The sequence below is a fragment of the Ferrimonas kyonanensis DSM 18153 genome (genome assembly GCF_000425405.1).
Taxonomy (GTDB): domain Bacteria; phylum Pseudomonadota; class Gammaproteobacteria; order Enterobacterales; family Shewanellaceae; genus Ferrimonas; species Ferrimonas kyonanensis.
The window spans coordinates 506230-526436 of the sequence record NZ_AUDJ01000001.1 but is presented as its reverse complement, the minus strand read 5'-3'; the positions used below and the strand labels follow the sequence as shown (position 1 = coordinate 526436).

The window sequence follows — 20207 nt, the reverse complement described above, 5'->3', positions numbered from 1 at the left end:
TCAGTTATGACACACTTGGCATTCACCGGCATCGGCATGCTTAGGCAGTGCCGACAGTTGCTCATGGGAGGAGTGACAGGTCTGACACTCCATCTTCGACTTCACATCCGGGCCGATGTAGGTCTCCGGCTCCCGACCCGTCGGCTGATGGCAGGCGCCGCACTCATCATTACTTTCAGCATGGCCTTCTGCTACCAACCTTCCGCTCAGTGATTGATTCAGAAACTCCGAGGTGATGAAGGCGATCTCGGCCGTTACCTGGGCACAGCGTTCCAGCTTGGCATCATGACCAGAACCAAATTTACTGGTACTGGACCAGTGAGACACCGAGGTATGACACAGTACCGAATTGGCCACCGACTGGCCAATCAGCTCCGGTCCCAGCGGCGTGCCATCATTGGTTCGCCAGAACGGCGCGCCAATGGCGGTCAAAAACTCCTGATCGCCGCGGGGCATCGGCGTTTTCTCGTAATAGCGATACACGGCATTGATCACCGCTTGTTGATCGATGCCGGAAAGCACGTTGATCACCATGGCAGCGGCATTCACGCATCCGCACAGGGTTCCCCACCCTTTTACGCCCGTTCCGCCATACACCGCCAGATTGGTCGGGATGGCAGCAAAATGGCAGGCGTCCCCGTGACCACGATCCGCTAACTCTGAAATCAGGGCATTGAACACCCCATACATGCAGCCGCCACGCCGGTAGCCCTCGTAGGCCCGGCGAGCCACACTCATAGGATCCAGCGCCACGTACTCCAGCAGATGCGCCCCCAGATCCGCCATGCCGTTACTGCCCAGGCCAGAACCGGTTTCCACCGGGCAACCTTCGGCGGCAAAAATCGACGAGGACACTGCCGAACTGCCAACGGCCATGCTCGCCAGCCCCACAATCTTGCCCATTGCCTGTCGTCTGTCTACTTTCATCAACTGCTCTCCTAACTCTTGAATTCACATATCCAGTAATTGAATTAGTGCATTTGTAGATAATAAATATCTTAAAAATCAGCAACTTAACTCAATCGCCAATTGCAGGCTAGAGATCATAAAAGTGAAAGTAAAGCCGGAAAAATGCCGCCTTTGCGGCGGGTCACGGCGGTGGTATAAGTTAGATCTGGGGTTAGATAACGGATATCGACAATCAACAAAACACTGGCCGCCACTTCTGTATTGAGCGTAGGTTCAGCGGCAATTCAGCCCAAATTCAGCAGCAATCAAGCCTGCCCACCGACAATGGGATCGCAGGTTCGATCGACAATTGCTTCGAGGAGGCTGACTATGATTCCACTGCCCGGTGCCGTACTGTTGACCCTTGCCACCTTTGGCGCCCTGTGGCCCATTTTCGGCACTGCCGACTCCGGCCAGCCTCAGACGCCCCCCCAGTCCCAGGGGGGCGCCAATGACTGAGGCACTGTGTCAGCACGAGCAGGCCAGGATGTTGTGCCTGCTCACCCACTACCGCTCGATACAACGTGCCTGCTACCAGGGCCGGGCGCTGTGCCTCAGCTCGGCGCATTGCCACGATCTGCTGCGACTGAAACTGGCCTATGGCCACGGCGGGTTGCAGGCCCGAGCCAGGGGCATCGATGCCACCACCACTCTGAGCCTGACTCACCACGGCCGGCAGCTGTTTCTGCGACTGGACCGCTGGACCGAGAGCCAACGCCGCAGCATGCAACACCTGTTGCAGCAGAAATTGGCTGCCTGAGCACGTCACCCGGCTCTGAGATTCAGGCATAAAAAAACGCACGCCGAAGCGTGCGTTTTTTGTTGCTGCTAGAGCGGGGGATTACATCATGCCGCCCATGCCGCCCATGCCACCCATGCCGCCCATGTCTGGGGCTGCTGGTGCGGCGTCTTGCGGCAGTTCGGTTACCATGGCTTCGGTGGTGATCATCAGACCGGCCACAGAGGCAGCAAACTGCAGGGCGCTGCGGGTTACCTTGGTTGGATCCAGGATGCCCATCTCAACCATGTCGCCGTAGGTATCGTTACCGGCGTTGTAACCGTAGTTACCGTCACCGCCTTTAACGTTGTTGGCCACAACCGAGGACTCTTCACCGGCGTTGTAAGCGATCTGGCGCAGTGGGGATTCCATGGCGCGCAGAGCCAGCTTGATGCCGACGTTCTGCTCTTCGGTGTCGCCTTTCAGCTCGGTCAGCTTGGAGGCCACGCGAACCAGGGCGGTACCACCACCGGCAACCACACCCTCTTCAACGGCCGCACGGGTTGCGTGCAGGGCGTCTTCAACGCGGGCTTTCTTCTCTTTCATTTCAACTTCGGTGGCGGCGCCAACCTTGATCACCGCAACACCGCCGGCCAGCTTGGCCATGCGCTCCTGCAGCTTCTCTTTGTCGTAGTCAGAGGTGGACTCTTCGATCTGAGCCTTGATCTGACCGACGCGGCCCTGAATCTGCTCCTCTTCACCCACACCGTCGATGATGGTGGTGTTGTCCTTGGTGATCACCACGCGCTTGGCGCTGCCCAGATCTTCCAGGGTGGCTTTTTCCAGCTCCAGGCCGATCTCTTCGGAGATCACGGTACCACCGGTGAGGATGGCCACGTCCTGCAGCATCGCCTTGCGACGGTCACCGAAACCAGGCGCCTTAACAGCAGCCACTTTAACGATGCCACGCATGTTGTTTACAACCAGAGTCGCCAGGGCTTCGCCTTCCACGTCTTCGGCGATGATCAGCAGCGGCTTACCCGCTTTGGTCAGGCCTTCCAGAATCGGCAGCAACTCACGGATGTTGGAGATTTTCTTGTCCACCAGCAGGATGAACGGAGAATCCAGCTCAACGGTGCCGGCTTCGGCGTTGTTGATGAAGTAAGGGGACAGGTAGCCGCGGTCAAACTGCATGCCTTCAACCACGTCCAGCTCGTTCTCCAGAGCCTGACCCTCTTCCACGGTGATAACGCCTTCCTGACCCACTTTCTCCATGGCGGTGGCGATGATCTCACCAATCTCAACGTCGGAGTTGGCGGAGATGGTGCCCACCTGAGCGATGGACTTGGAATCTTTACACTCAACGGCCAGCTCTTTCAGCTCGGCAACGGCAGCCACAACCGCCTTGTCGATGCCACGCTTCAGATCCATTGGGTTCATGCCGGCGGCAACGGCCTTCAGGCCTTCGTTGACGATGGACTGAGCCAGAACGGTGGCGGTGGTGGTACCGTCACCGGCGGCATCGTTGGCTTTAGAGGCAACCTCTTTCACCATCTGGGCGCCCATGTTTTCGAACTTGTCTTCCAGTTCGATCTCCTTGGCCACAGACACACCGTCTTTGGTGATGGTCGGGGCGCCGAAGGACTTGTCCAGTACCACGTTACGGCCCTTTGGACCCAGGGTGACTTTCACTGCGTCGGCCAGTACGTTTACACCCGCCAGCATTTTTACGCGAGCGTCATTGCCAAATTTTACGTCTTTAGCTGCCATTTCCGTTTTCCCTTCTAAATCTTGATTCTACAGAGTGAATTTATTCAACGATGGCGAGGATGTCGCCTTCAGACATGATCAGGACCTCTTCACCGTCCACTTTCTCAGTCTTTACGCCGTAGCCTTCGTTAAAGATGACAACGTCGCCAATCTTCACGTCCAGGGCCTTAACTTCGCCGTTTTCCAGAATGCGACCATTACCAACAGCCACGACTTCACCGCGGGTGGATTTCTCGGCTGCGCTGCCGGTCAGCACAATGCCACCTGCAGACTTGGACTCAAGCTCGGTACGCTTAACGATTACCCGGTCATGCAATGGACGAATCTTCATCTGTGATCTCTCCTAAAAGGTTCCGTCTAAAATCAAATCTGTGATTTCTCTGCAGCTTAGCTGCGTTCTGATTCTGTATATGGGGCGGCGGCGGAAAAAACACAAGGGGCGGGTGGAGATTTTTTTCCCGTCATCGACAAACCAGGCTGCCGTCGGCGCGAAAAAAGTTTCAACCGATGTCTGAATTTTGCTCGCCCCGCTTTGCGCCGTTCGGCCGGGGACGGTACCATAGGCCCCCGACCAACCCGCGCCACCGCAACGAATGTGACCTACCGGATGTATAACACGCACGGCCTATTAACCGCTCCCATCGGCAGAACTCTGCTGCGCATGAGTGTGCCTAATTTGCTGGGGGTGCTCAGCCTGCTGTTCTACCATCTGACCGACACCTACTTCATCAGTCAACTGGGTACCGAGCCTCTGGCCGCCATCAGCATGACCTTTCCGGTGACCATGGTGATCTCCTCCATTGCCCTGGGCATGGGCGCGGGCATGAGCGCCAACATGGGACGGCTCCTCGGTCAGGGCGACCTGCCTCAGGCGCGCAGCTTTCTGACCCACGGCCTGATGCTGGCCGGATTGATCGTGATGGTCATCGCCGCAGCCGGCGCCATGACCATCCGGCCGCTGTTCACTTTGCTGGGCGCCGGCGACACCATGTTGCCGCTGATCAATGACTATATGCTGGTGTGGTATTTCGGCATCGGTCTGCTGGTGCTGCCGATGGTGGGCAATCAGGCTCTGCGGGCGACCGGCAACACTCGAACCCCGGCCATCGTCACCGCCGTGGCCGCCATCGTCAATGCCATTCTGGATCCGCTGCTGATCTTCGGCATCGGACCGTTTCCACGACTGGAGATGCAAGGGGCGGCCATCGCCACGGTGCTGTCGTGGATCATCACCTTTGTGGTGGCCGCCTGGATGCTCGGCTGGCGTTACAAGCTGCTGGCCCGCCCTTGCCAGCGCCTGCTGGAGCACTGGCGCAGACTGCTGCACATTGCCCGCCCCGCCGCCATCTCCAATCTGCTCAATCCGCTGGCCAATGCACTGATTCTGGCCATACTGGCCCGCATCGATACCAAGGCGGTGGCCGCCTTTGGCGCCGGAACCCGCATCGAGGCCCTGATGCTGGTGGTGGTCACGGCCCTGTGCGGTGCCCTGATGCCCTTTATTGCCCAGAATCTCGGTGCCGGCCACTACCGCCGGGCCAAAGAGGCACTGATGGGCAGCATTCGCTTCGTGCTGGTGTCACAGCTGCTGCTGTACCTGCTGGTGTTGCCGTTTTTGGGCCAGATTGCCGCTCTGTTCAGTGACGACTTAACCGTGCAGGGCTATCTGATCTGGTACCTGCAGATTGTGCCGCTGGCCTACGGCACTCTGGGCGTGGTTATCCTGTTTGTGCTGGCACTCAATGCCTATCACCGCCCGATGACGGCCCTGAGCCTGAACATGGTGCGGTTGTTCCTGATGCTGATCCCCATGACCATGATCGGCAGCTGGCTGTTCGGCGTCAAAGGCGCCTTTGCCGGCATAGGTCTGGCCAACCTGGTGATGGGCGTCGCCTGCTACCACCTGGCCACCAAGGTGTGTGAGCCCGCTTCGGTCACCGCCCCACAGCCGCAATAAACGCCATCGCCATAAAGAAAAAGCCGATACCCTGGGGTATCGGCTTTTTGGTCACGTCCGGTTCAAATGCTAACTCGACCCAAGGTGACGTACTCGAAAAAGAGGTGCAGTCTCACTCCGGCCTATGGCTGTCCTGTCCATGACCACCACCGAAGAGACCGGCACAGTGGACCACAAACCACTGACAAGCCACAAGATGGCCGTTGGCTATGACCTGATAAACTGAGCCGCAGGCTGTTCATCAGTCTTTACGCTCATACTCACCTTCAATGGTGGACTTGCCATCCAGATCCTTGGGCTGCTGAGGCCGCTGGAACGGATCAGACTGCTGGAACGGGCCTTGCTGCTGATGAAACTCGGCGCCGAACCCCTGACTATGGACGGTGCGCACCTGCACCCGGCTCAACAGCCAGGTCGCCAAACGCTTGCGAGTCAGCGGAGTCAGTACCAACAGACCCAAGAAGTCGGTCACAAAGCCAGGGGTCACCAGCAATACGCCCGCCACCGCCAACAGCATCGCTTCCATGATCTGAGTACCGGGCAGCTCCCCGCGGTTCATGCGATTGCGCACCTCCATCAGGGTGCTCAGCCCCTGGCTGCGAACCAGAGACGCCCCCACCGCGGCGGTGATCAGCACCAATGCGATGGTGGTCGGCGCCCCCAGGGCGGTGCCAACCTGAATCAGTACCGAAATCTCGATGATCGGCATGATGGCAAACAGCAGAAACAGATAAAAAACCACACAGGCCTCACAAATACGGTTGTTGTTAGAAACTCAAATGGGGTTTCCCCGGTCTATTTTCAAGTCGGCGTTCATGCACTGTTACATTTATCAATGCAGCCACCGGGTGGATCCTTTACAGTAAGCCCACCCAAACGGGCCATAATGGCACTGACAATGCAGATGCGCTGGCTGCTGCCCGAAGTACGGGTAACCGCCCCTACACCGATTATTGGACATTACACTGACAATGACAAAGCGACTCTTTGCCCTGGCGACACTGCTCCTCGTGAGCCTAACCGCTTCCGCCAACTTTTCCTTCCTGAACCAGGAGCCCCAGGTTCTGCCGGTGGATCAGGCTTACCTGTTTAACTTTTCCCAGCAAGACAATGTCCTGGAACTCAGCTGGGAGATGCCAGAACAGGGGTATTACCTGTATCAGGAGCGGTTTACGGTAAAGGTTGAAGGCAATGTCGAGGTCGGTGAACCGCTCTACCCTGAGGCCACTTCCCATTTCGATGATTTCTTTGGCGAGCAGCCGGTCTATTTTGATCAAGTCACCCTGCAGGTGCCGATTAAGAAGGCGGCCAACAACACCGAACTGACCATCACCTATCAGGGCTGTCTGGACAAGGTACTGTGCTACCCGCCAACCCGCCAGACCATTCTGTTGTCAGAGGTGGCCGCCAACAACGGCATCATCATTCCTGCCGCAGCCGCCCAAACGGCACCGGCGGCGCCCGCCACCGAGCAAGACAGCCTGGCGGCGCTGCTGTCCGACGGCCACCTGGGCCTGGTGCTGCTGACCTTCTTCGGCCTCGGCATCCTGTTGGCGTTTACCCCGTGCGTCTTCCCCATGTACCCCATTCTCACCGGCATCATCGCCGGCCAGGGTGACAAGCTGTCCACCGGGCGCGCGTTTGCCCTGTCCATGACCTATGTGCAGGGGATGGCCATTACCTACTCGGCCCTGGGACTGGTGGTGGCTTCGGCCGGACTCAAGTACCAGGCGGCACTGCAACACCCGGCCATTCTCATCGGCCTGGCGGTGTTGTTTGTAGTGTTGTCGCTGTCGATGTTTGGCGTTTACAACCTGCAGCTGCCGTCGTCGCTACAAAATCGCCTCAATCAGGCCTCCAATTCACAGAAAGGGGGCTCCTTTACTGGGGTGCTGATCATGGGCCTGATCTCGGGTCTGGTGGCCTCTCCCTGCACCACCGCGCCGCTGTCCGGGGCCCTAATCTACGTGGCCCAGAGCGGCGACCTGATGCTGGGCGGCCTGGCGTTGTACGCCCTGTCGATGGGCATGGGGGCACCGCTGCTGTTGCTGGGCACCTCCGGCGGCAAGTTGCTGCCCAAGGCAGGTGCCTGGATGGACATCATCAAGCACACCTTTGGCTTCCTGCTGATCGCCGTGTCCATCATGATGCTGACCCGAATCTGGACCGGCCTGGTGGCCGACCTGCTGTGGGCCGTCTGGGGCGTGGCCTTTGTGGCCTACCTGTTGCACGAGAACCGCAAAACCCGCTTCAGTCTGATGCAGACCGGACGCTATGCGGTGTTGGCGGTAGCCCTGCTGGGTGCCATCGGCTATGGCGGCTATGGTGTGGTTACCCAGCTGCAAGCCACCCCAGGCAGCAGCGCCCATCACAGCACCGAGTTTATTCGAGTTAAGAGTCTGGAAGACATCGATCGGGAGGTGGCCAAGGCCAATGCCGCGGGTAAAACCGTGATGTTGGATCTGTACGCCGACTGGTGCATCGCCTGCAAAGAGTTTGAAAAATACACCTTCCCGGAGCCGGAAGTGGTGGCCCGCACCGACCAGATGGTGCTGCTGCAGGCGGACATGACTGCCAATGACGCCATCGACATCGCGGTTCAGGAACACTACCAGGTACTGGGTCTGCCAACGATTCTGTTCTTTGACGCCCAGGGGCAGGAGTTGACCCAGCAGCGGGTCACCGGCTTTATGAAAGCCGCTCGCTTCGCCTCACACCTGGATGGGGTGCTCTAACCCAACCACATCAGCGCCTGGCTTAACAGCCGGGCGCTGGCTGCCAGGGCCAGCACAATGACAAACACCATGGTCCATCGTAATCGAATCATAATCGACACTCTCCCAGTATCGCGACGCCCTGAGACAAGCGCCGCTGTTCGACAATCTCATAGCCCTGATCGCACAAGCCATTGAGCTTCAGGTGGTGATCCACCCGTTCGGCCAACCGACCGGTTAATGCCAGCTGATCATGTTGACGATCGGATTGAGAATCCGGCGGTGGCTGATCGCCGCCATTTCGACCGCCGCCCCCTTTGCCACCTCGCTTAGCACCACTTCGGGCAGCCTGACGCTCTCCCTTGCCCCCCATGCCTTCGATGAACAGCGAGAAATGCAGATACCCGTCCTGCCCCTGTTCAAAAGAGAAATACTCCTGGGGCGGCAGCCGTTCCGTCGAACTGCTGCAACCAAGAAGTAACGCCAAAGCCGGCAGAGAGACAAGCCAGTGTTTCATTGTGTTCCGTTCCCATAAAAGTGGATAAGCCTGCTACTAGTAGACACGATCCATTGGTATAGGTGCCTTTTGGAAACGTAAAGTTTGGCAAAGAGTTATAAACTTGCGCCTGAAGGGTTACAGCGACGCTATCGGGAAGGAAATGAATACAGCTCCGGCTTAATGATCAGCGACAGGATGAAATTCAGGGTTCGGTGACAATCCGGCGACTGCAGCAACTCCTGAGTATCCTGCTCCAGCAACGGCAGAATCTCCAGCCACCGCTGGCCGACCCAACAGGCATCGCTTAGACGCTTATCGGCGTACAGTTCGCCGAGTTCGGGCCGAGCATCAAACAGCCTCAACAACGCCTCGCTAAGCAGCTCGAATCGTGGCGACATCGGCAGGGAGGGCCAATTGTTCATCACAAACCCCTGCCCCATCCACACCCCGTCTGGCTCGGCCCAAGCCTGGGATACGGTAAACTTGCGCCGACCTTCCACCACCACGCTCAAACAACCGTCTTCCAGCTGGTGAAAGTCGAGAATCTCAACTACGGAGGCGATGGGATAACAGGGCAGCGGGTGGCCCTGCTCACGCTGCACGCAAGCCACCAGAGGTAACTGGTTGCGAAAATGTTCGGCGACCACCCGGCTTTGGCCGGGCGTAACCATCCTCAGCTCGCGGCGCCCCTGGGGCAATACCGGACTATCGATGGGTAACAGTGCCACGATGATTCGACGCATACCAAACTCCCAGCCAACCACAGGGGGCATACTCGAGCGCCGGAGGTTTGAAAACTAACAGAAACCAAAAGCCGGTGCCCGCTGGTCTCTCACTAGTTTAGACCCTGTTTAGGGCGGTTGGGTTTCGAATGCTGGGACGATATTCAGGCGGTCAGCAGGGTTGTCCCCTGCCGGCGCAACTCCAGCCGTTTCCAGAACTTGTCATGGAAATAAAACGCCACGGTGTTCACCAGGGGTTCGACGATGGCCACCACCCCGCCCAGCGTCCAGCTTCCGGTCAGCAAGTACACCAGGGTAAAAGCGATGGAAAAGTGCATTACGGCAAAGCTCAGGGTTTTAATCATGGTCATGGCCTCATTGAGATAATGGCGAATGACCAAATAATAACAATTATCATTTAGATTTAAAATGGTAATCTTCGCTTCCGTTAATCTAATTTTTCGATTTCAACCCGCTGCCCCTCGGCCACCGCCTGCTGAAACCCATTCACCAGGGCCTGTCCCTGCTGACAGCAGCGATTCCACAACGCGATGCGCTGCTCATTATCATAACGCTTAAAATCGCCCCGATCCGGAATTCGCGCCCCAGGCAGACTGGCGACAAACTCGGGGCTTGGCACCAGTAGCACCACATTACTGAGATTGGTCCCGGCACGGCGCCAGGATAAGGATTTGTCGAACCAACCCGGCAGTACAAAGGGGTTAAAATGGGGGTACAGCACCAACTTTCCCTGGCCGAGCACTGGAAAATCCAGGTGGTAATCGGTGATGCCGCCGTCCATGTAGCGCCCGGGTCGAGCACCATCGATATCCAGTTCGCCCGGCGACAGCATTGGAATGCTGCCGGTGGCCAGCAGAGCCGCTTCCAGGTTGGCGGGCGTCAGCCTGGCCGGGTGAGTGGTCAGCCCGCCCAGAGGCTCAAACGCTGCACCACCGGCCGAGAACAACCAGCGCTCCCACAGCAACTCCAGGCCGGAGCGGCTGATCAGATTCACCAGTGCCGTCAGGCCCAGATTCGCCATCTGTCGGGGACGGCTGTGATTGCGCATCCCTTTCCAGCGGCAGGCGATGAGATTCAAGGTTCGCGTCGGCTGAGCCAACAGCGCCGCTAATCCGACTTCGGCCACCAAAGCCTCGATGATGCCAAGGCAGTTGTCCCGAACCTCCTGCTCGCTCGGGTACTGCTCATAACGCTGATTGATGTACGCCTGCTGCAGACGCCGATGAGCCGCCTCCGGCTGGGGATGACACAGGGCGGCACAGCGCCAGCCTCCGGAGGAGGTACCCAACAGCTCCATCGGCTGCGCCTGTGGCACCCACCGAGTCAGCAGATGACGGTCCAGGGCGGCCAATGGCAGCCACTTAGGGCCGCCGCTGGCGGCAATAAAGCGATCAAACAAAGCCGGCTGCAAACCGTGCTGCGCAATCTGCTCCCGGGCCTGATGTCCGGCGAGGATCCGTAATGCCTTCACTCTGAGTTCCCTTAAAACGGTGGCGCTGTTGATTATCCCCCAGCGAATTAGGCGATGAAAGTAACAGAAAATGTTAAAATTTAGAACAATGTCACTTTTTTCCTGCTCAGTCACCCGCAGTGCTGCGACCCAGCACAACGGATTTTATAGATCCTACCTTTTAATCGCCACCTGGCAGCATTTTGTATAGATTTAACATTTGATTTGCCGGATATACTCGGGCAAGAGTTCACTTTTATGCAACCTAATGGTAAAACATAAGCAAAGTCGTAAAGGGGGATTCGTTACATAATACCCCCTCCCGGCGACGGCCAATGACCGGATTGTCACTGGCCCCGGGGCGACGCTCCGGTTCCTGCGGGGTTTCCCGGCAGGGCCACAGGCGCTGAATGAAGGAAGGAGTATCAATATGCGCAAACTGCCTCTGGCCACTCTGGCCGCAGCTCTGGTGTTGTCTGCCACTGCATCCGCAACCTCTCTGCAACTGCCAAAGGGTTTCTACGCCACCGACGTCAATGGCCAGCCGGTTTCCGTCCATGCCAGCAATCTCAGTCTGGACGCGGGTAAGCAAGTGGTCACCCTACGTTACGCCAACCCCTATATCGGGCACCGCAACCTGCACGAAACCGTGGTCTCTAAGCCCATCTATGTGGTGTTTACCGCCGACGGCCAATCCAACTACAACCTGAACGCCGACATTCCTTATCACCTGAAGGACGCTAAGGCCTTCGCCCAAAAGCCACAATTTACCATTCAACAAGACGATCAACAGGTCGCGTATCAAGCCTATATCGGCAATGGGGCGGTGACGGCCCTGTTGGCAGACTGATCTGCCCGCTAACCACTCCGCCATTCAAACAGGCAGCATCTCATTGCTGCCTTTTTTGCGGCTGAAACCCTGTGGCCAGCGCAAACTGGTATACTGATACTTCGCCCTCAACCGTGTCGTGCCCCATGCTAGTGATCTCCAACCGCCTCACCATCCCAGCGTACGAGCTTGAATTTCAAGCCATCAGGGCATCCGGGCCAGGGGGACAGCATGTCAATAAAGTGTCCACGGCGATTCAACTGGTGTTCGATTATCGTCACTCCAAGGTATTGCCAGACAGCTATAAACAGGCTCTGGACAACCGCTCCCACGCCAACATCACTGCCGGTGGCAAGATCTTGATTAAGGCACAGCAACATCGCAGCCAGGAGATGAATCGTCAGGACGCCCTGGAGCGTCTGCGAACCCTGTTGGTTGCCGCCGCATTTCGCCCCAAAACCCGCCACGCAACCCGCCCGACCCGTTCCAGTGTCCGCAAACGCCTCGACAACAAAAAGCAGCACAGCCAGCGCAAGCAGATGCGCCGCGCACCGGGCAACGACTGAGCCAGAATAATCGCCTTGAACCAGAGAAACACTGTGGCAATCTCACGTGATTAGACCAGTAAAATGCTGCCATTTTCATTGATGTCGTTATAATGGGAAAAAACCACTTTCTAGGGCGGAACTAAGTAAGCTACTTTGGCTCTTATTAACATTGTCCGAAGTTAGATACTTTTTCGCAGAGGATAGGCGCAAAATGGCGAAGCAAAAGCGGATATTGCTGGTAAATGGCCCAAATTTGAACATGTTGGGTCGCCGGGAGCCGGGTCATTACGGGCAGCAAACCCTGAATGACATCGTAACTGGTCTGACCAAATCCGCCGAAAATCATCAGCTTAGCCTGAGTCATATCCAGAGCAACTCCGAGGCGGAACTGATCGATGCCATTCACCAAACCGAGGTGGATTTTATCATCATCAATCCTGCTGCCTTTACCCACACCAGTGTTGCCCTGCGGGACGCGTTGTTGTCGGTATCCACGCCCTTTATCGAAGTACACCTATCTAACGTCCATGCCCGGGAGGCATTTCGTCATCACTCCTACTTTTCCGACGTCGCCGTTGGAGTGATTTGCGGACTGGGTGCGGACGGTTATCAATTTGCACTGCAAAGTGCGGTTAACTATTTGAATCGTGCTGGCTAGTACGTACAGAGCTTAAAAAGAGAACCCTTATGGATATTCGTAAAATCAAAAAATTGATCGAACTGGTGCAGGAATCCGGTATTGCCGAGCTGGAAATCTCCGAAGGTGAAGAATCCGTACGCATCTGTCGTACTGGCAACGCCCCTGTGGCCCCAGCCACCTACGCGGTGGCTGAGCCAGCGCCGGCACCGGTTGCCGCCGCTCCGGTCGCAGCCGCTGCCGCCCCGGCAGCCGCCGCCCCGGCCGCTACCGATGGCCACGCGGTAAAATCGCCCATGGTCGGTACCTTCTACCGCGCCGCCAGCCCGGCCGCCAAGCCGTTCGTCGAAGTGGGCGATACCGTTGCTGCCGGCGACACCCTGTGCATCATTGAAGCGATGAAGATGATGAACCAGATTGAGTCCGATAAAGCCGGTGTGGTGAAGCAGGTCCTGATCGAAAACGGCGACTCCGTAGAGTTCGACGAACCTCTGTTCATCATCGAGTAAGGAATTCGCCATGTTGGACAAAGTGGTTATTGCGAACCGCGGTGAAATCGCTCTGCGAATTCTGCGCGCCTGTCGCGAACTCGGGATCAAAACCGTGGCGGTGCACTCCACCGCCGATCGGGATCTGAAACACGTGCTGCTGGCCGATGAAACCATCTGCATCGGTCGTGCCCCGGCAACCGAAAGCTATCTGGACATTCCGGCCATCATCTCTGCCGCCGAAGTGACCGATGCCATCGCCATTCACCCCGGCTATGGTTTTCTGGCCGAAAACGCCGATTTTGCCGAGCAGGTAGAAAAGAGTGGCTACATCTTTATTGGCCCGTCACCGGAAGTGATTCGCCTGATGGGCGACAAGGTGTCGGCCATTACCGCAATGAAAAAGGCCGGCGTTCCCTGCGTTCCCGGTTCCGATGGCCCTCTGGGCGACGATGCCAAAACCAACATTCAGATCGCCAAGCGCATCGGCTACCCGGTGATCATCAAAGCCGCCGGTGGTGGTGGTGGTCGCGGCATGCGAGTGGTCCGTCAGGAAAGTGAACTGCTGGAAGCCATTGCCATTACCCAATCAGAAGCGGGCAGCTTCTTCGGTAATAGCATGGTTTACATGGAAAAATTCCTGGAAAACCCCCGCCATATCGAGGTTCAGGTTCTGGCCGACGGTCAGGGCAACGCCATCCACCTGGCCGAGCGCGACTGCTCCATGCAGCGCCGTCACCAGAAAGTGGTTGAAGAAGCGCCGGCTCCGGGCATCACCGAAGAGATGCGTAAATTCATCGGTGAGCGCTGCGCCAAAGCCTGCATCGACATCAACTACCGTGGTGCCGGCACCTTTGAGTTCCTGTATGAAAACGGCGAATTCTACTTCATCGAGATGAACACCCGAATTCAGGTGGAGCACCCGGTTACCGAGATGGTCACCGGCGTGGATCTGATCAAAGAGCAGCTGCGCATCGCCGCCGGCCAACCTTTGTCGATCACTCAGGAGCAGGTGATTGTTCGTGGCCATGCGGTCGAATGCCGCATCAATGCCGAGGATCCGGACAGCTTTATTCCGTCTCCGGGCAACATCGAACGCTTCCACCCACCGGGTGGCATGGGGATTCGCTGGGACTCCCACATCTACGCCGGCTACAAGGTGCCGCCGCACTACGACTCCATGATCGGCAAGCTGATCACCTATGGGGAAAACCGCGACATCGCCATCGCCCGCATGAAAAACGCCCTGCGTGAGCTGGTGGTGGACGGCATCAAGACCAACGTTCCGCTGCAGCAGCGAATCATGGCTGACGAAAACTTCCAGCACGGTGGCACCAACATCCACTACCTGGAGAAGAAGCTGGGTCTGTAACCTCGCTTGCCCGCAAAAAAACCTGGCCACGGCCAGGTTTTTTTATGGCTGACGTTCAGGCTCACACCTTGAACTGCCCCACCAGCTGACTCAGCTTACGGCCCGAGGCCCCAAGCTGCTCGGAGATCTGCGCCGACTCGTCACTGGCGTACACCAGCTCGGTGACGATGTCCCGAATCGACACCATGTTGCGGTTGATCTCCTCGGTCACCGAACTCTGCTCGGTGGCGGCAGTGGCGATCTGGCTGGTCATGTCGTTGATCTCGTTTACCGCCCCCGACACCGCCGTCAGGCTGGTGGTGATCTCTCCCGAGGCACTGACGGTGGTTTCGCAGTTACTCTGGCTGTTGTCCATGGTGGACACCGCCTTGGCCACCGACTGATGCAACTCATCCAGCATCTCTTTGATCTCCAGCGTGCTGGTCTGAGTGCGGCTGGCCAGGCCGCGCACTTCGTCGGCCACCACCGCAAATCCGCGGCCCTGATCGCCGGCCCGGGCCGCCTCAATGGCGGCGTTCAACGCCAGCAGGTTGGTTTGCTCGGCGATGTCGCCAATCACCCCGAGCACGCTGTGAATTCGGGTGGACTGGGCGTTGAGGCGGTCGATGTGCTGAGCCGCCAGGTCCACCTCTCCCACCAGGGTGTTGATGGCACTGACCGAGTGCCCCAGCTTGTCTTGTGCGGTATCGGCATCGTCGGCGGCCGCCTGAGTCGCTTCCGCCACCTGGTTGGCGTTACCGGCAATCTCGGCGGCGGCCGTGCTCATCTCGGTGACCGCCGTCACCACCTGTTCGGTCTCATCGTTATGCACCGACAACTGACGGGTTATGGTGCCGGTTTGCTGGTTGATGTTGTCCACCGCCTGCCCCACCTGCACCGTGGCCTCCGCCACCTCACGAATGGTGTCTTGCAGTTTGGAGGTAAACTGATTGAAGGCCAGTCCTAACTGGGCAATCTCATCGTCGCCCTTTACCTGTAAGCGCTTGGTCAGATCGCCCTCGCCCTGGGCAATCTCCCTCAAATTGGCCAGCATCTGATTGACTGGCTCGACGGTCTTTCTGGAGACCGCCACGATGGCCACCACCGCCAGCACCATGATCCCCAGCGACACCAGGGTGTTGATCAGGGTCTCCTCCTCCGCCATGGCCTGTGCTTCGCTGCGAAACAACGCCACGGCCGCCTCGATCTCGTCCACGTACACACCGGTACCCAGGAACCAACCGTACTCAGTCAAGGGCTTAACGTAACTGATCTTCTCGACCAGGCCGGTGGCACCGGGTTTCTGATAGAAGTAAGACGCCGTATCCCCGCCCCGCTTCGCTGCCGCCACCAGGTTGGCAATGAAGGGGGTGCCATTGGGATCGGTCAGGTGCAACTGGTTTTGCCCCACGGTCTGTGGCTTTAGACCATGAAACTGCACTGTCCCCTCCATGTTGTAGACAAAGAAATACCCCCCGTCACCGAATTCGATGCCCGCCAGGGCATCCTTAACCACCGCCAGCGGCGCCTCACCGGGGTGTGCGGCAATCTGATTACGCACGGTACTGATGGCGATGGTCACCGCATCCTGAACCTGCTTGATCTTTTCCTGACGCAGATCCTTGGTAAAGGTCGCAACCTGCTGCTCCAGTGTCTGCGATTTAAAATAGACGGAGCTGGCAGTCACTACCACCATGGTCATCACCAAAGGCACCGAAGCCAGCAGCAGCATCTTGCCCATCAATCCGAGTCGTCCCATACAGCTTCTCCATCTACATCATTGTTATTGGTATAACCGGGTTCCGCCGCGGTGAAAGGCGTTACTCCACACCCATCAAAACCGTGACAAAACCATCACTTTGCCTAGTTATCATGATTCAAATCCAAACTGCAATTTACAAAACCGGCTGCGACAGCGCCCTCGCCCAGACCGTCAAAATACCCCCAATTTAAACAGGGCATTGTGGGCCGAAAATGACCCATGCAAGCCGCAAACACGATGAACTTAATTACTATTATTCAAAAGTTTGCATCTCAGCTTTTGTTAGAAAAAAAGACATTAGAGATTGTTTACATAACGAGTGATTACAGGTCGATTTCACCTGGGGTTAACAAATAAATAACTGAACTAAATACTCTATTTTCCAGCATTCAAGACGAGACTCTTCATTGACCCGTCTATTGGTATAGGGTTAATACTGGTCGTTACACTGACATTTGGAGGCAGCCATGCTCACGGTTTCTCAACTGGCAACGCGATTCGGCTTGTCCCGTACCGCGGTGCTGTATTACGAACGGCAGGGATTGTTGTCCCCCGCCAGTCGCAGTGGTAACGGTTACCGCTGGTACGGTGACAAGGAGATTGCGCGCCTGGAACAAATTCTGGCCTACCGCTCCTTTGGCCTGCCGGTGGCCAAACTGGCACCGTTATTGGCACAACCGGACGCCGCCAACCGACAGCAAACTCTGCAGGATCAATTTACGGCGCTGGAGCGGGAGATTCAGGTGTTGCGACAACAGCAGCGGGCCATCATGACCCTGCTGGAAACGCCACAGTTGTTGCAGCCACAGGGACTGACCAAATCGCGCTGGACCCACATCATGCAAGCCGCCGGCATGGGCGAGCGGGAGATGCGTAACTGGCACCGACAATTTGAACGCATGGAGCCGCAAGGCCACCAACAGTTTCTGGAGTCGCTGAACATCGATGAAGACGAAATCCGCGCCATTCGCCAACGCAGCCAGGATTGAACACCGCCGCCAACCCCGCCCTTGACCTGTCTACAACGTGCGGGTTCAGACTGCCGGCCTCATTCATCACTGAGGTCTGTCATGGCTCCCTTCCTCTCTGCCTCTGCGGCGCTGCTTCAACTTACTCATCAACGGCTTTCCCCCCAGTCTGATGCCCACAAGGGCATCGGCCTGGCATTGCTCTCCACGGCACTGTTTGTGGTCGTCGGGGTACTGGTTCGCGTACTGAGCGAGCAAACCATGGGGGTATTGCAGATCCTGTTCGTCCGGCAACTGGTGTTGATGACTTTGCTGGCGCCCGCCATGTTGAACGCCCTGGACAGCCTGCTGACACCACGCCACCTGGGATTGCATGTCGCCCGTATCGGCGGCGCCTTTACCGCCCTGTCTCTGGGTTTTCTGACCCTGGGTCACCTGCCGCTGGCCAATGCCACGGCTCTTGGCTTCACCCAGGTGCTGTTTGTGGCCCTGATTGCCCGTCTGTGGCTGAAAGAGGCCGTGTCTCGCCACCGATGGCTAACCCTGCTGATCGGGTTTGCCGGAGTCATGCTGGTGGTTAAGCCCGATTTCGAGGGAACGGCACTGGTTTATACCGCCACCGGACTGGCAGGGGCAATCGGCGCTGCGGTCGCCGTTGTCTGTGTCCGCCGTATCGCGCAAACCGAACCCAGGCTGACACTGCTGGCCTACCAAGCAGTCTTTGTCGGCCTGTTGGCCCTGATTCCGGCGCTGCTTCAGTGGCAGTGGCCGACGCCTGCGCAGTGGATGATGTTACTGGGCGTCGGCCTCCTGTCCTCGTTGGCACAGTGGCTCGGCGTCAGCGCCTACAAGCTGGCACCCGCCAATGTCATTGCCAATGTCGAGTACGCCAAAATCCTCTACGCCATGGCGTTCGGCTACTGGTGGTTTTCGGAGCAGCCCGACACACCCGCCTTGCTCGGAGCCGGCCTGATCCTATCGAGCGCCCTGATCCCATCATTGGCAAGGCAACCATAGAACGGCCCTAAAACCAAACAACCCAGCCAATTGGCTGGGTTGTTGTGACTGCGACGCCGCTTAAACGCGAGCGGCTTCGGCGTCGGCCTCAACCTCGGTCGCTTCGCCAATCTCCCCTTCGGAGTGAGCCACGACAGTGGTCGCCACCAGGTCACCGGACACATTGACCACGGTGCGGGCCATATCAAGCACCCGGTCAATGCCCGCCACCAACGCCACCCCTTCCAGAGGCAAGCCAACGGTGGTCAACACCAGAGTCAGCATCACCAGGCCGGCACCCGGCACCCCGGCAGTACCGATAGAGGCCAGGGTCGCGGTAACGATGATGGTCAGGTACTGGACCCAAGTCAGGTCGATGCCAAACAACTGCGCCACGAACAGGGCACAGACACCCTGGTACAGAGCCGTACCATCCATGTTAATGGTGGTGCCCAGCGGCAGCACAAAACTGGAGATACTTTTGTTGACGCCAAGTTTCTTAGCACACTTCATCGAGGCCGGCAGGGTTCCGGCCGAGCTGGACATAGTGTAAGCCACCGCCATCGCTTCTGAGATGGTGCGGAAGAAATGAATCGGGCTGATGCGGGACAAGCCAGCCAGCACCAAGCTGTAGAAGCCGAAGATGTGCAGGGCACAGCCCAGGTACACGGCGATGATCACTTTCAACAGCGGCAGCAACACATCCAGGCCGTACTTTCCGGCCACCCAGGCCATCAAGGCGAACACCCCATAGGGAGCCAGGTTCATCACCATGTCGGTGAGCTTGTACATCGCTTCAGCCAGGGACTCAAACAACTTGATGGCAGGTTTACCATGATCGCCAATCAACACCAGGGCAATGCCCAGCGCCACAGCAAACACGATCACCTGCAGAATTTTGCCCTGAGCCAATGCGGCAATGGGATTGGTGGGGATCATGTTCACCAGTGTCTCGGCCAGGCTGGGCGCCTCTTTGGCCAGATTGGCGCCCGCTTCCATGGAACCGGCTATCTGCACTCCGGCACCGGGCTCAAGCAGGTAACCCAGCGCCAATCCGATGGTGATGGCGATGGAGGTGGTTCCCAAATAAAACACAAAGGACTTCAAACCGATGCGACCCATCTTCTGAGTGTCCTGCATCGAGGTCACCCCGACAATCAGCGAACAAAATACCAAAGGTACGATCAGCATCTTGATGGTATTCACAAACAGGGAGCCAATGGGCTTGAGGTATTCGGCAGATTCGCCCATGGCAACGCCAGTGGCAATGCCGAGCAGCATGCCAGTGAGAATTTTCAACCACAGGGGCACAGATGACCACTTGCACCAGATACCGGCCAAGGGATTGCGGGAGGTAGACATAGAATTCCTATCGGTTCGTTCTTTATGTAGGGAGGGTAAAACCGCGAAGGATTCTAGCAAAAAATCCCCTTCGAGGACTGCTCAAATGGACACAAACGTGATCAAAATTCATCCCGGTGGCGGTCACTGACCAGGATCAGGGTTTTACGGACGCCACTGCGCCAGGGAGCTACGTCGGCGCTCGGCCAAACTGAGATAATAGGCCCCGGCAAACCCCAGCAAGGGTAAGCCGCACCCCAGCCCGCAACGTTGACAACGACAGGCAGTGCAATCCAGGTAGGCCCAGACAAAACTCCATCCTCCCAGGGTCATCAACGTCATGACCAGATGCAGGCGGTGACACACCGCCCCCGGCTGATGAGGCGTCGGACGCGCGCACCAACCGCAAAAATGAAGAGGCATCTCCCCCCCGTCGAAGTTAGCGAGAATGTTGTTTAAAGTTTAGTCGCTCATTCGCTTGGCAACAT

The 20207-nt window shown here is 57.5% G+C and carries 22 protein-coding genes; 11 read left to right on the top strand and 11 right to left on the bottom strand.

Translation table 11 applies throughout. The features are described 5' to 3' along the window. Positions 1-927, bottom strand: a complete 927-nt coding sequence (locus H598_RS0102500; protein ID WP_028111600.1) for a C-GCAxxG-C-C family (seleno)protein — start codon at positions 925-927, stop codon at positions 1-3. A 351-nt stretch (positions 928-1278) separates the two neighbouring features. Here H598_RS0102500 and H598_RS27085 point away from each other — a divergent pair, with 351 nt between their 5' ends. Beyond that, positions 1279-1407, top strand: coding sequence for a hypothetical protein (locus tag H598_RS27085; protein WP_256471580.1), 129 nt, complete (start codon positions 1279-1281; stop codon positions 1405-1407). Next, positions 1400-1708, top strand: a complete 309-nt coding sequence (locus H598_RS0102490) for a hypothetical protein (protein ID WP_028111599.1) — start codon at positions 1400-1402, stop codon at positions 1706-1708. The genes H598_RS27085 and H598_RS0102490 overlap by 8 nt, the downstream gene beginning before the upstream one ends. An 81-nt stretch (positions 1709-1789) precedes the next feature. On the opposite strand, the gene groL is transcribed toward H598_RS0102490, so the two are convergent. Beyond that, entirely contained in the window at positions 1790-3436 is a 1647-nt protein-coding gene (gene groL, locus H598_RS0102485) for a chaperonin GroEL (protein WP_028111598.1), read from the bottom strand. A 40-nt stretch (positions 3437-3476) separates the two neighbouring features. Further along, positions 3477-3767 carry a co-chaperone GroES gene (locus H598_RS0102480; protein ID WP_028111597.1) on the bottom strand — a complete coding sequence of 97 codons (291 nt, stop codon included), beginning with the start codon at positions 3765-3767 and terminating at the stop codon, positions 3477-3479. Between the two features lie 276 nt (positions 3768-4043). On the opposite strand from H598_RS0102480, the gene H598_RS0102475 reads away from it, so the two are divergent. After that, on the top strand, positions 4044-5393 hold the full coding sequence (locus H598_RS0102475) for an MATE family efflux transporter (protein ID WP_028111596.1): 1350 nt from the start codon (positions 4044-4046) through the stop codon (positions 5391-5393). A gap of 241 nt (positions 5394-5634) precedes the next feature. On the opposite strand, the gene H598_RS0102465 is transcribed toward H598_RS0102475, so the two are convergent. Further along, the gene (locus H598_RS0102465; RefSeq protein WP_028111595.1) at positions 5635-6135 is read right to left on the bottom strand and encodes an FxsA family protein; all 501 of its coding nucleotides are present in this window, start codon (positions 6133-6135) and stop codon (positions 5635-5637) included. Positions 6136-6364: 229 nt separating this feature from the next. Here H598_RS0102465 and H598_RS0102460 point away from each other — a divergent pair, with 229 nt between their 5' ends. Next, complete coding sequence (locus H598_RS0102460; protein ID WP_035414986.1) at positions 6365-8128, top strand: protein-disulfide reductase DsbD; 1764 nt, start codon at positions 6365-6367, stop codon at positions 8126-8128. 88 nt (positions 8129-8216) lie between these two features. Here H598_RS0102460 and H598_RS0102450 read toward each other — a convergent pair whose 3' ends face one another. The 4 genes from H598_RS0102450 to H598_RS0102435 all read right to left on the bottom strand — a co-directional run bounded on the left by H598_RS0102450 (position 8217) and on the right by H598_RS0102435 (position 10820). Continuing rightward, positions 8217-8624 carry a hypothetical protein gene (locus H598_RS0102450; protein ID WP_028111593.1) on the bottom strand — a complete coding sequence of 136 codons (408 nt, stop codon included), beginning with the start codon at positions 8622-8624 and terminating at the stop codon, positions 8217-8219. A gap of 128 nt (positions 8625-8752) precedes the next feature. After that, positions 8753-9349: an ATP-dependent protease gene (locus tag H598_RS0102445; RefSeq protein WP_028111592.1), complete on the bottom strand. Its 597-nt coding sequence runs from the start codon at positions 9347-9349 to the stop codon at positions 8753-8755. A 143-nt stretch (positions 9350-9492) separates the two neighbouring features. Continuing rightward, on the bottom strand, positions 9493-9693 hold the full coding sequence (locus tag H598_RS0102440; protein WP_028111591.1) for a DUF2061 domain-containing protein: 201 nt from the start codon (positions 9691-9693) through the stop codon (positions 9493-9495). A gap of 83 nt (positions 9694-9776) precedes the next feature. Then, positions 9777-10820, bottom strand: a complete 1044-nt coding sequence (locus H598_RS0102435) for a hypothetical protein (RefSeq protein ID WP_028111590.1) — start codon at positions 10818-10820, stop codon at positions 9777-9779. A gap of 409 nt (positions 10821-11229) precedes the next feature. On the opposite strand from H598_RS0102435, the gene H598_RS0102430 reads away from it, so the two are divergent. The 5 genes from H598_RS0102430 (at position 11230) to accC (ending at position 14673) form a co-directional block, all read left to right on the top strand. Beyond that, complete coding sequence (locus tag H598_RS0102430; protein WP_028111589.1) at positions 11230-11649, top strand: DUF2057 family protein; 420 nt, start codon at positions 11230-11232, stop codon at positions 11647-11649. Positions 11650-11774: 125 nt separating this feature from the next. Next, on the top strand, positions 11775-12194 hold the full coding sequence (arfB, locus tag H598_RS0102420; RefSeq protein ID WP_028111588.1) for an alternative ribosome rescue aminoacyl-tRNA hydrolase ArfB: 420 nt from the start codon (positions 11775-11777) through the stop codon (positions 12192-12194). 193 nt (positions 12195-12387) lie between these two features. Next, positions 12388-12834: a type II 3-dehydroquinate dehydratase gene (aroQ, locus tag H598_RS0102415; RefSeq protein WP_028111587.1), complete on the top strand. Its 447-nt coding sequence runs from the start codon at positions 12388-12390 to the stop codon at positions 12832-12834. A 29-nt stretch (positions 12835-12863) separates the two neighbouring features. After that, positions 12864-13322, top strand: a complete 459-nt coding sequence (gene accB, locus H598_RS0102410; RefSeq protein WP_028111586.1) for an acetyl-CoA carboxylase biotin carboxyl carrier protein — start codon at positions 12864-12866, stop codon at positions 13320-13322. A gap of 10 nt (positions 13323-13332) precedes the next feature. Further along, entirely contained in the window at positions 13333-14673 is a 1341-nt protein-coding gene (gene accC / locus H598_RS0102405; RefSeq protein ID WP_028111585.1) for an acetyl-CoA carboxylase biotin carboxylase subunit, read from the top strand. 61 nt (positions 14674-14734) lie between these two features. Here the strand turns inward: accC and H598_RS0102400 are convergent, their stop codons facing one another. After that, positions 14735-16411, bottom strand: coding sequence for a methyl-accepting chemotaxis protein (locus tag H598_RS0102400; protein WP_028111584.1), 1677 nt, complete (start codon positions 16409-16411; stop codon positions 14735-14737). A 470-nt stretch (positions 16412-16881) separates the two neighbouring features. Between H598_RS0102400 and H598_RS0102395 the strand changes: the two genes are divergently transcribed. Together H598_RS0102395 and H598_RS0102390 are read left to right on the top strand one after the other, a co-directional pair. After that, on the top strand, positions 16882-17403 hold the full coding sequence (locus H598_RS0102395; protein WP_028111583.1) for a MerR family transcriptional regulator: 522 nt from the start codon (positions 16882-16884) through the stop codon (positions 17401-17403). An 81-nt stretch (positions 17404-17484) separates the two neighbouring features. Beyond that, a complete protein-coding gene (locus H598_RS0102390; protein WP_028111582.1) occupies positions 17485-18399 on the top strand; it encodes a DMT family transporter in 915 nt (304 codons plus the stop codon). A 60-nt stretch (positions 18400-18459) separates the two neighbouring features. Here H598_RS0102390 and H598_RS0102385 read toward each other — a convergent pair whose 3' ends face one another. Together H598_RS0102385 and H598_RS26310 are read right to left on the bottom strand one after the other, a co-directional pair. After that, positions 18460-19740, bottom strand: coding sequence for a dicarboxylate/amino acid:cation symporter (locus H598_RS0102385; RefSeq protein WP_028111581.1), 1281 nt, complete (start codon positions 19738-19740; stop codon positions 18460-18462). A 144-nt stretch (positions 19741-19884) separates the two neighbouring features. After that, entirely contained in the window at positions 19885-20142 is a 258-nt protein-coding gene (locus tag H598_RS26310) for a hypothetical protein (protein ID WP_156896902.1), read from the bottom strand. Between the last annotated feature and the right edge of the window lie 65 nt (positions 20143-20207).

Excerpts from the sequence above, each read along its gene's own strand:
- H598_RS0102500 (WP_028111600.1), bottom strand. The coding sequence starts at position 927 with ATGAAAGTAGACAGACGACAGGCAATGGGCAAGATTGTGGGGCTGGCG.
- H598_RS27085 (WP_256471580.1), top strand. The coding sequence starts at position 1,279 with ATGATTCCACTGCCCGGTGCCGTACTGTTGACCCTTGCCACCTTTGGC.
- H598_RS0102490 (WP_028111599.1), top strand. The coding sequence starts at position 1,400 with ATGACTGAGGCACTGTGTCAGCACGAGCAGGCCAGGATGTTGTGCCTG.
- groL (WP_028111598.1), bottom strand. The coding sequence starts at position 3,436 with ATGGCAGCTAAAGACGTAAAATTTGGCAATGACGCTCGCGTAAAAATG.
- H598_RS0102480 (WP_028111597.1), bottom strand. The coding sequence starts at position 3,767 with ATGAAGATTCGTCCATTGCATGACCGGGTAATCGTTAAGCGTACCGAG.
- H598_RS0102475 (WP_028111596.1), top strand. The coding sequence starts at position 4,044 with ATGTATAACACGCACGGCCTATTAACCGCTCCCATCGGCAGAACTCTG.
- H598_RS0102460 (WP_035414986.1), top strand. The coding sequence starts at position 6,365 with ATGACAAAGCGACTCTTTGCCCTGGCGACACTGCTCCTCGTGAGCCTA.
- H598_RS0102450 (WP_028111593.1), bottom strand. The coding sequence starts at position 8,624 with ATGAAACACTGGCTTGTCTCTCTGCCGGCTTTGGCGTTACTTCTTGGT.
- H598_RS0102445 (WP_028111592.1), bottom strand. The coding sequence starts at position 9,349 with ATGCGTCGAATCATCGTGGCACTGTTACCCATCGATAGTCCGGTATTG.
- H598_RS0102440 (WP_028111591.1), bottom strand. The coding sequence starts at position 9,693 with ATGATTAAAACCCTGAGCTTTGCCGTAATGCACTTTTCCATCGCTTTT.
- H598_RS0102430 (WP_028111589.1), top strand. The coding sequence starts at position 11,230 with ATGCGCAAACTGCCTCTGGCCACTCTGGCCGCAGCTCTGGTGTTGTCT.
- arfB (WP_028111588.1), top strand. The coding sequence starts at position 11,775 with ATGCTAGTGATCTCCAACCGCCTCACCATCCCAGCGTACGAGCTTGAA.
- aroQ (WP_028111587.1), top strand. The coding sequence starts at position 12,388 with ATGGCGAAGCAAAAGCGGATATTGCTGGTAAATGGCCCAAATTTGAAC.
- accB (WP_028111586.1), top strand. The coding sequence starts at position 12,864 with ATGGATATTCGTAAAATCAAAAAATTGATCGAACTGGTGCAGGAATCC.
- accC (WP_028111585.1), top strand. The coding sequence starts at position 13,333 with ATGTTGGACAAAGTGGTTATTGCGAACCGCGGTGAAATCGCTCTGCGA.
- H598_RS0102400 (WP_028111584.1), bottom strand. The coding sequence starts at position 16,411 with ATGGGACGACTCGGATTGATGGGCAAGATGCTGCTGCTGGCTTCGGTG.
- H598_RS0102395 (WP_028111583.1), top strand. The coding sequence starts at position 16,882 with ATGCTCACGGTTTCTCAACTGGCAACGCGATTCGGCTTGTCCCGTACC.
- H598_RS0102390 (WP_028111582.1), top strand. The coding sequence starts at position 17,485 with ATGGCTCCCTTCCTCTCTGCCTCTGCGGCGCTGCTTCAACTTACTCAT.
- H598_RS0102385 (WP_028111581.1), bottom strand. The coding sequence starts at position 19,740 with ATGTCTACCTCCCGCAATCCCTTGGCCGGTATCTGGTGCAAGTGGTCA.
- H598_RS26310 (WP_156896902.1), bottom strand. The coding sequence starts at position 20,142 with ATGCCTCTTCATTTTTGCGGTTGGTGCGCGCGTCCGACGCCTCATCAG.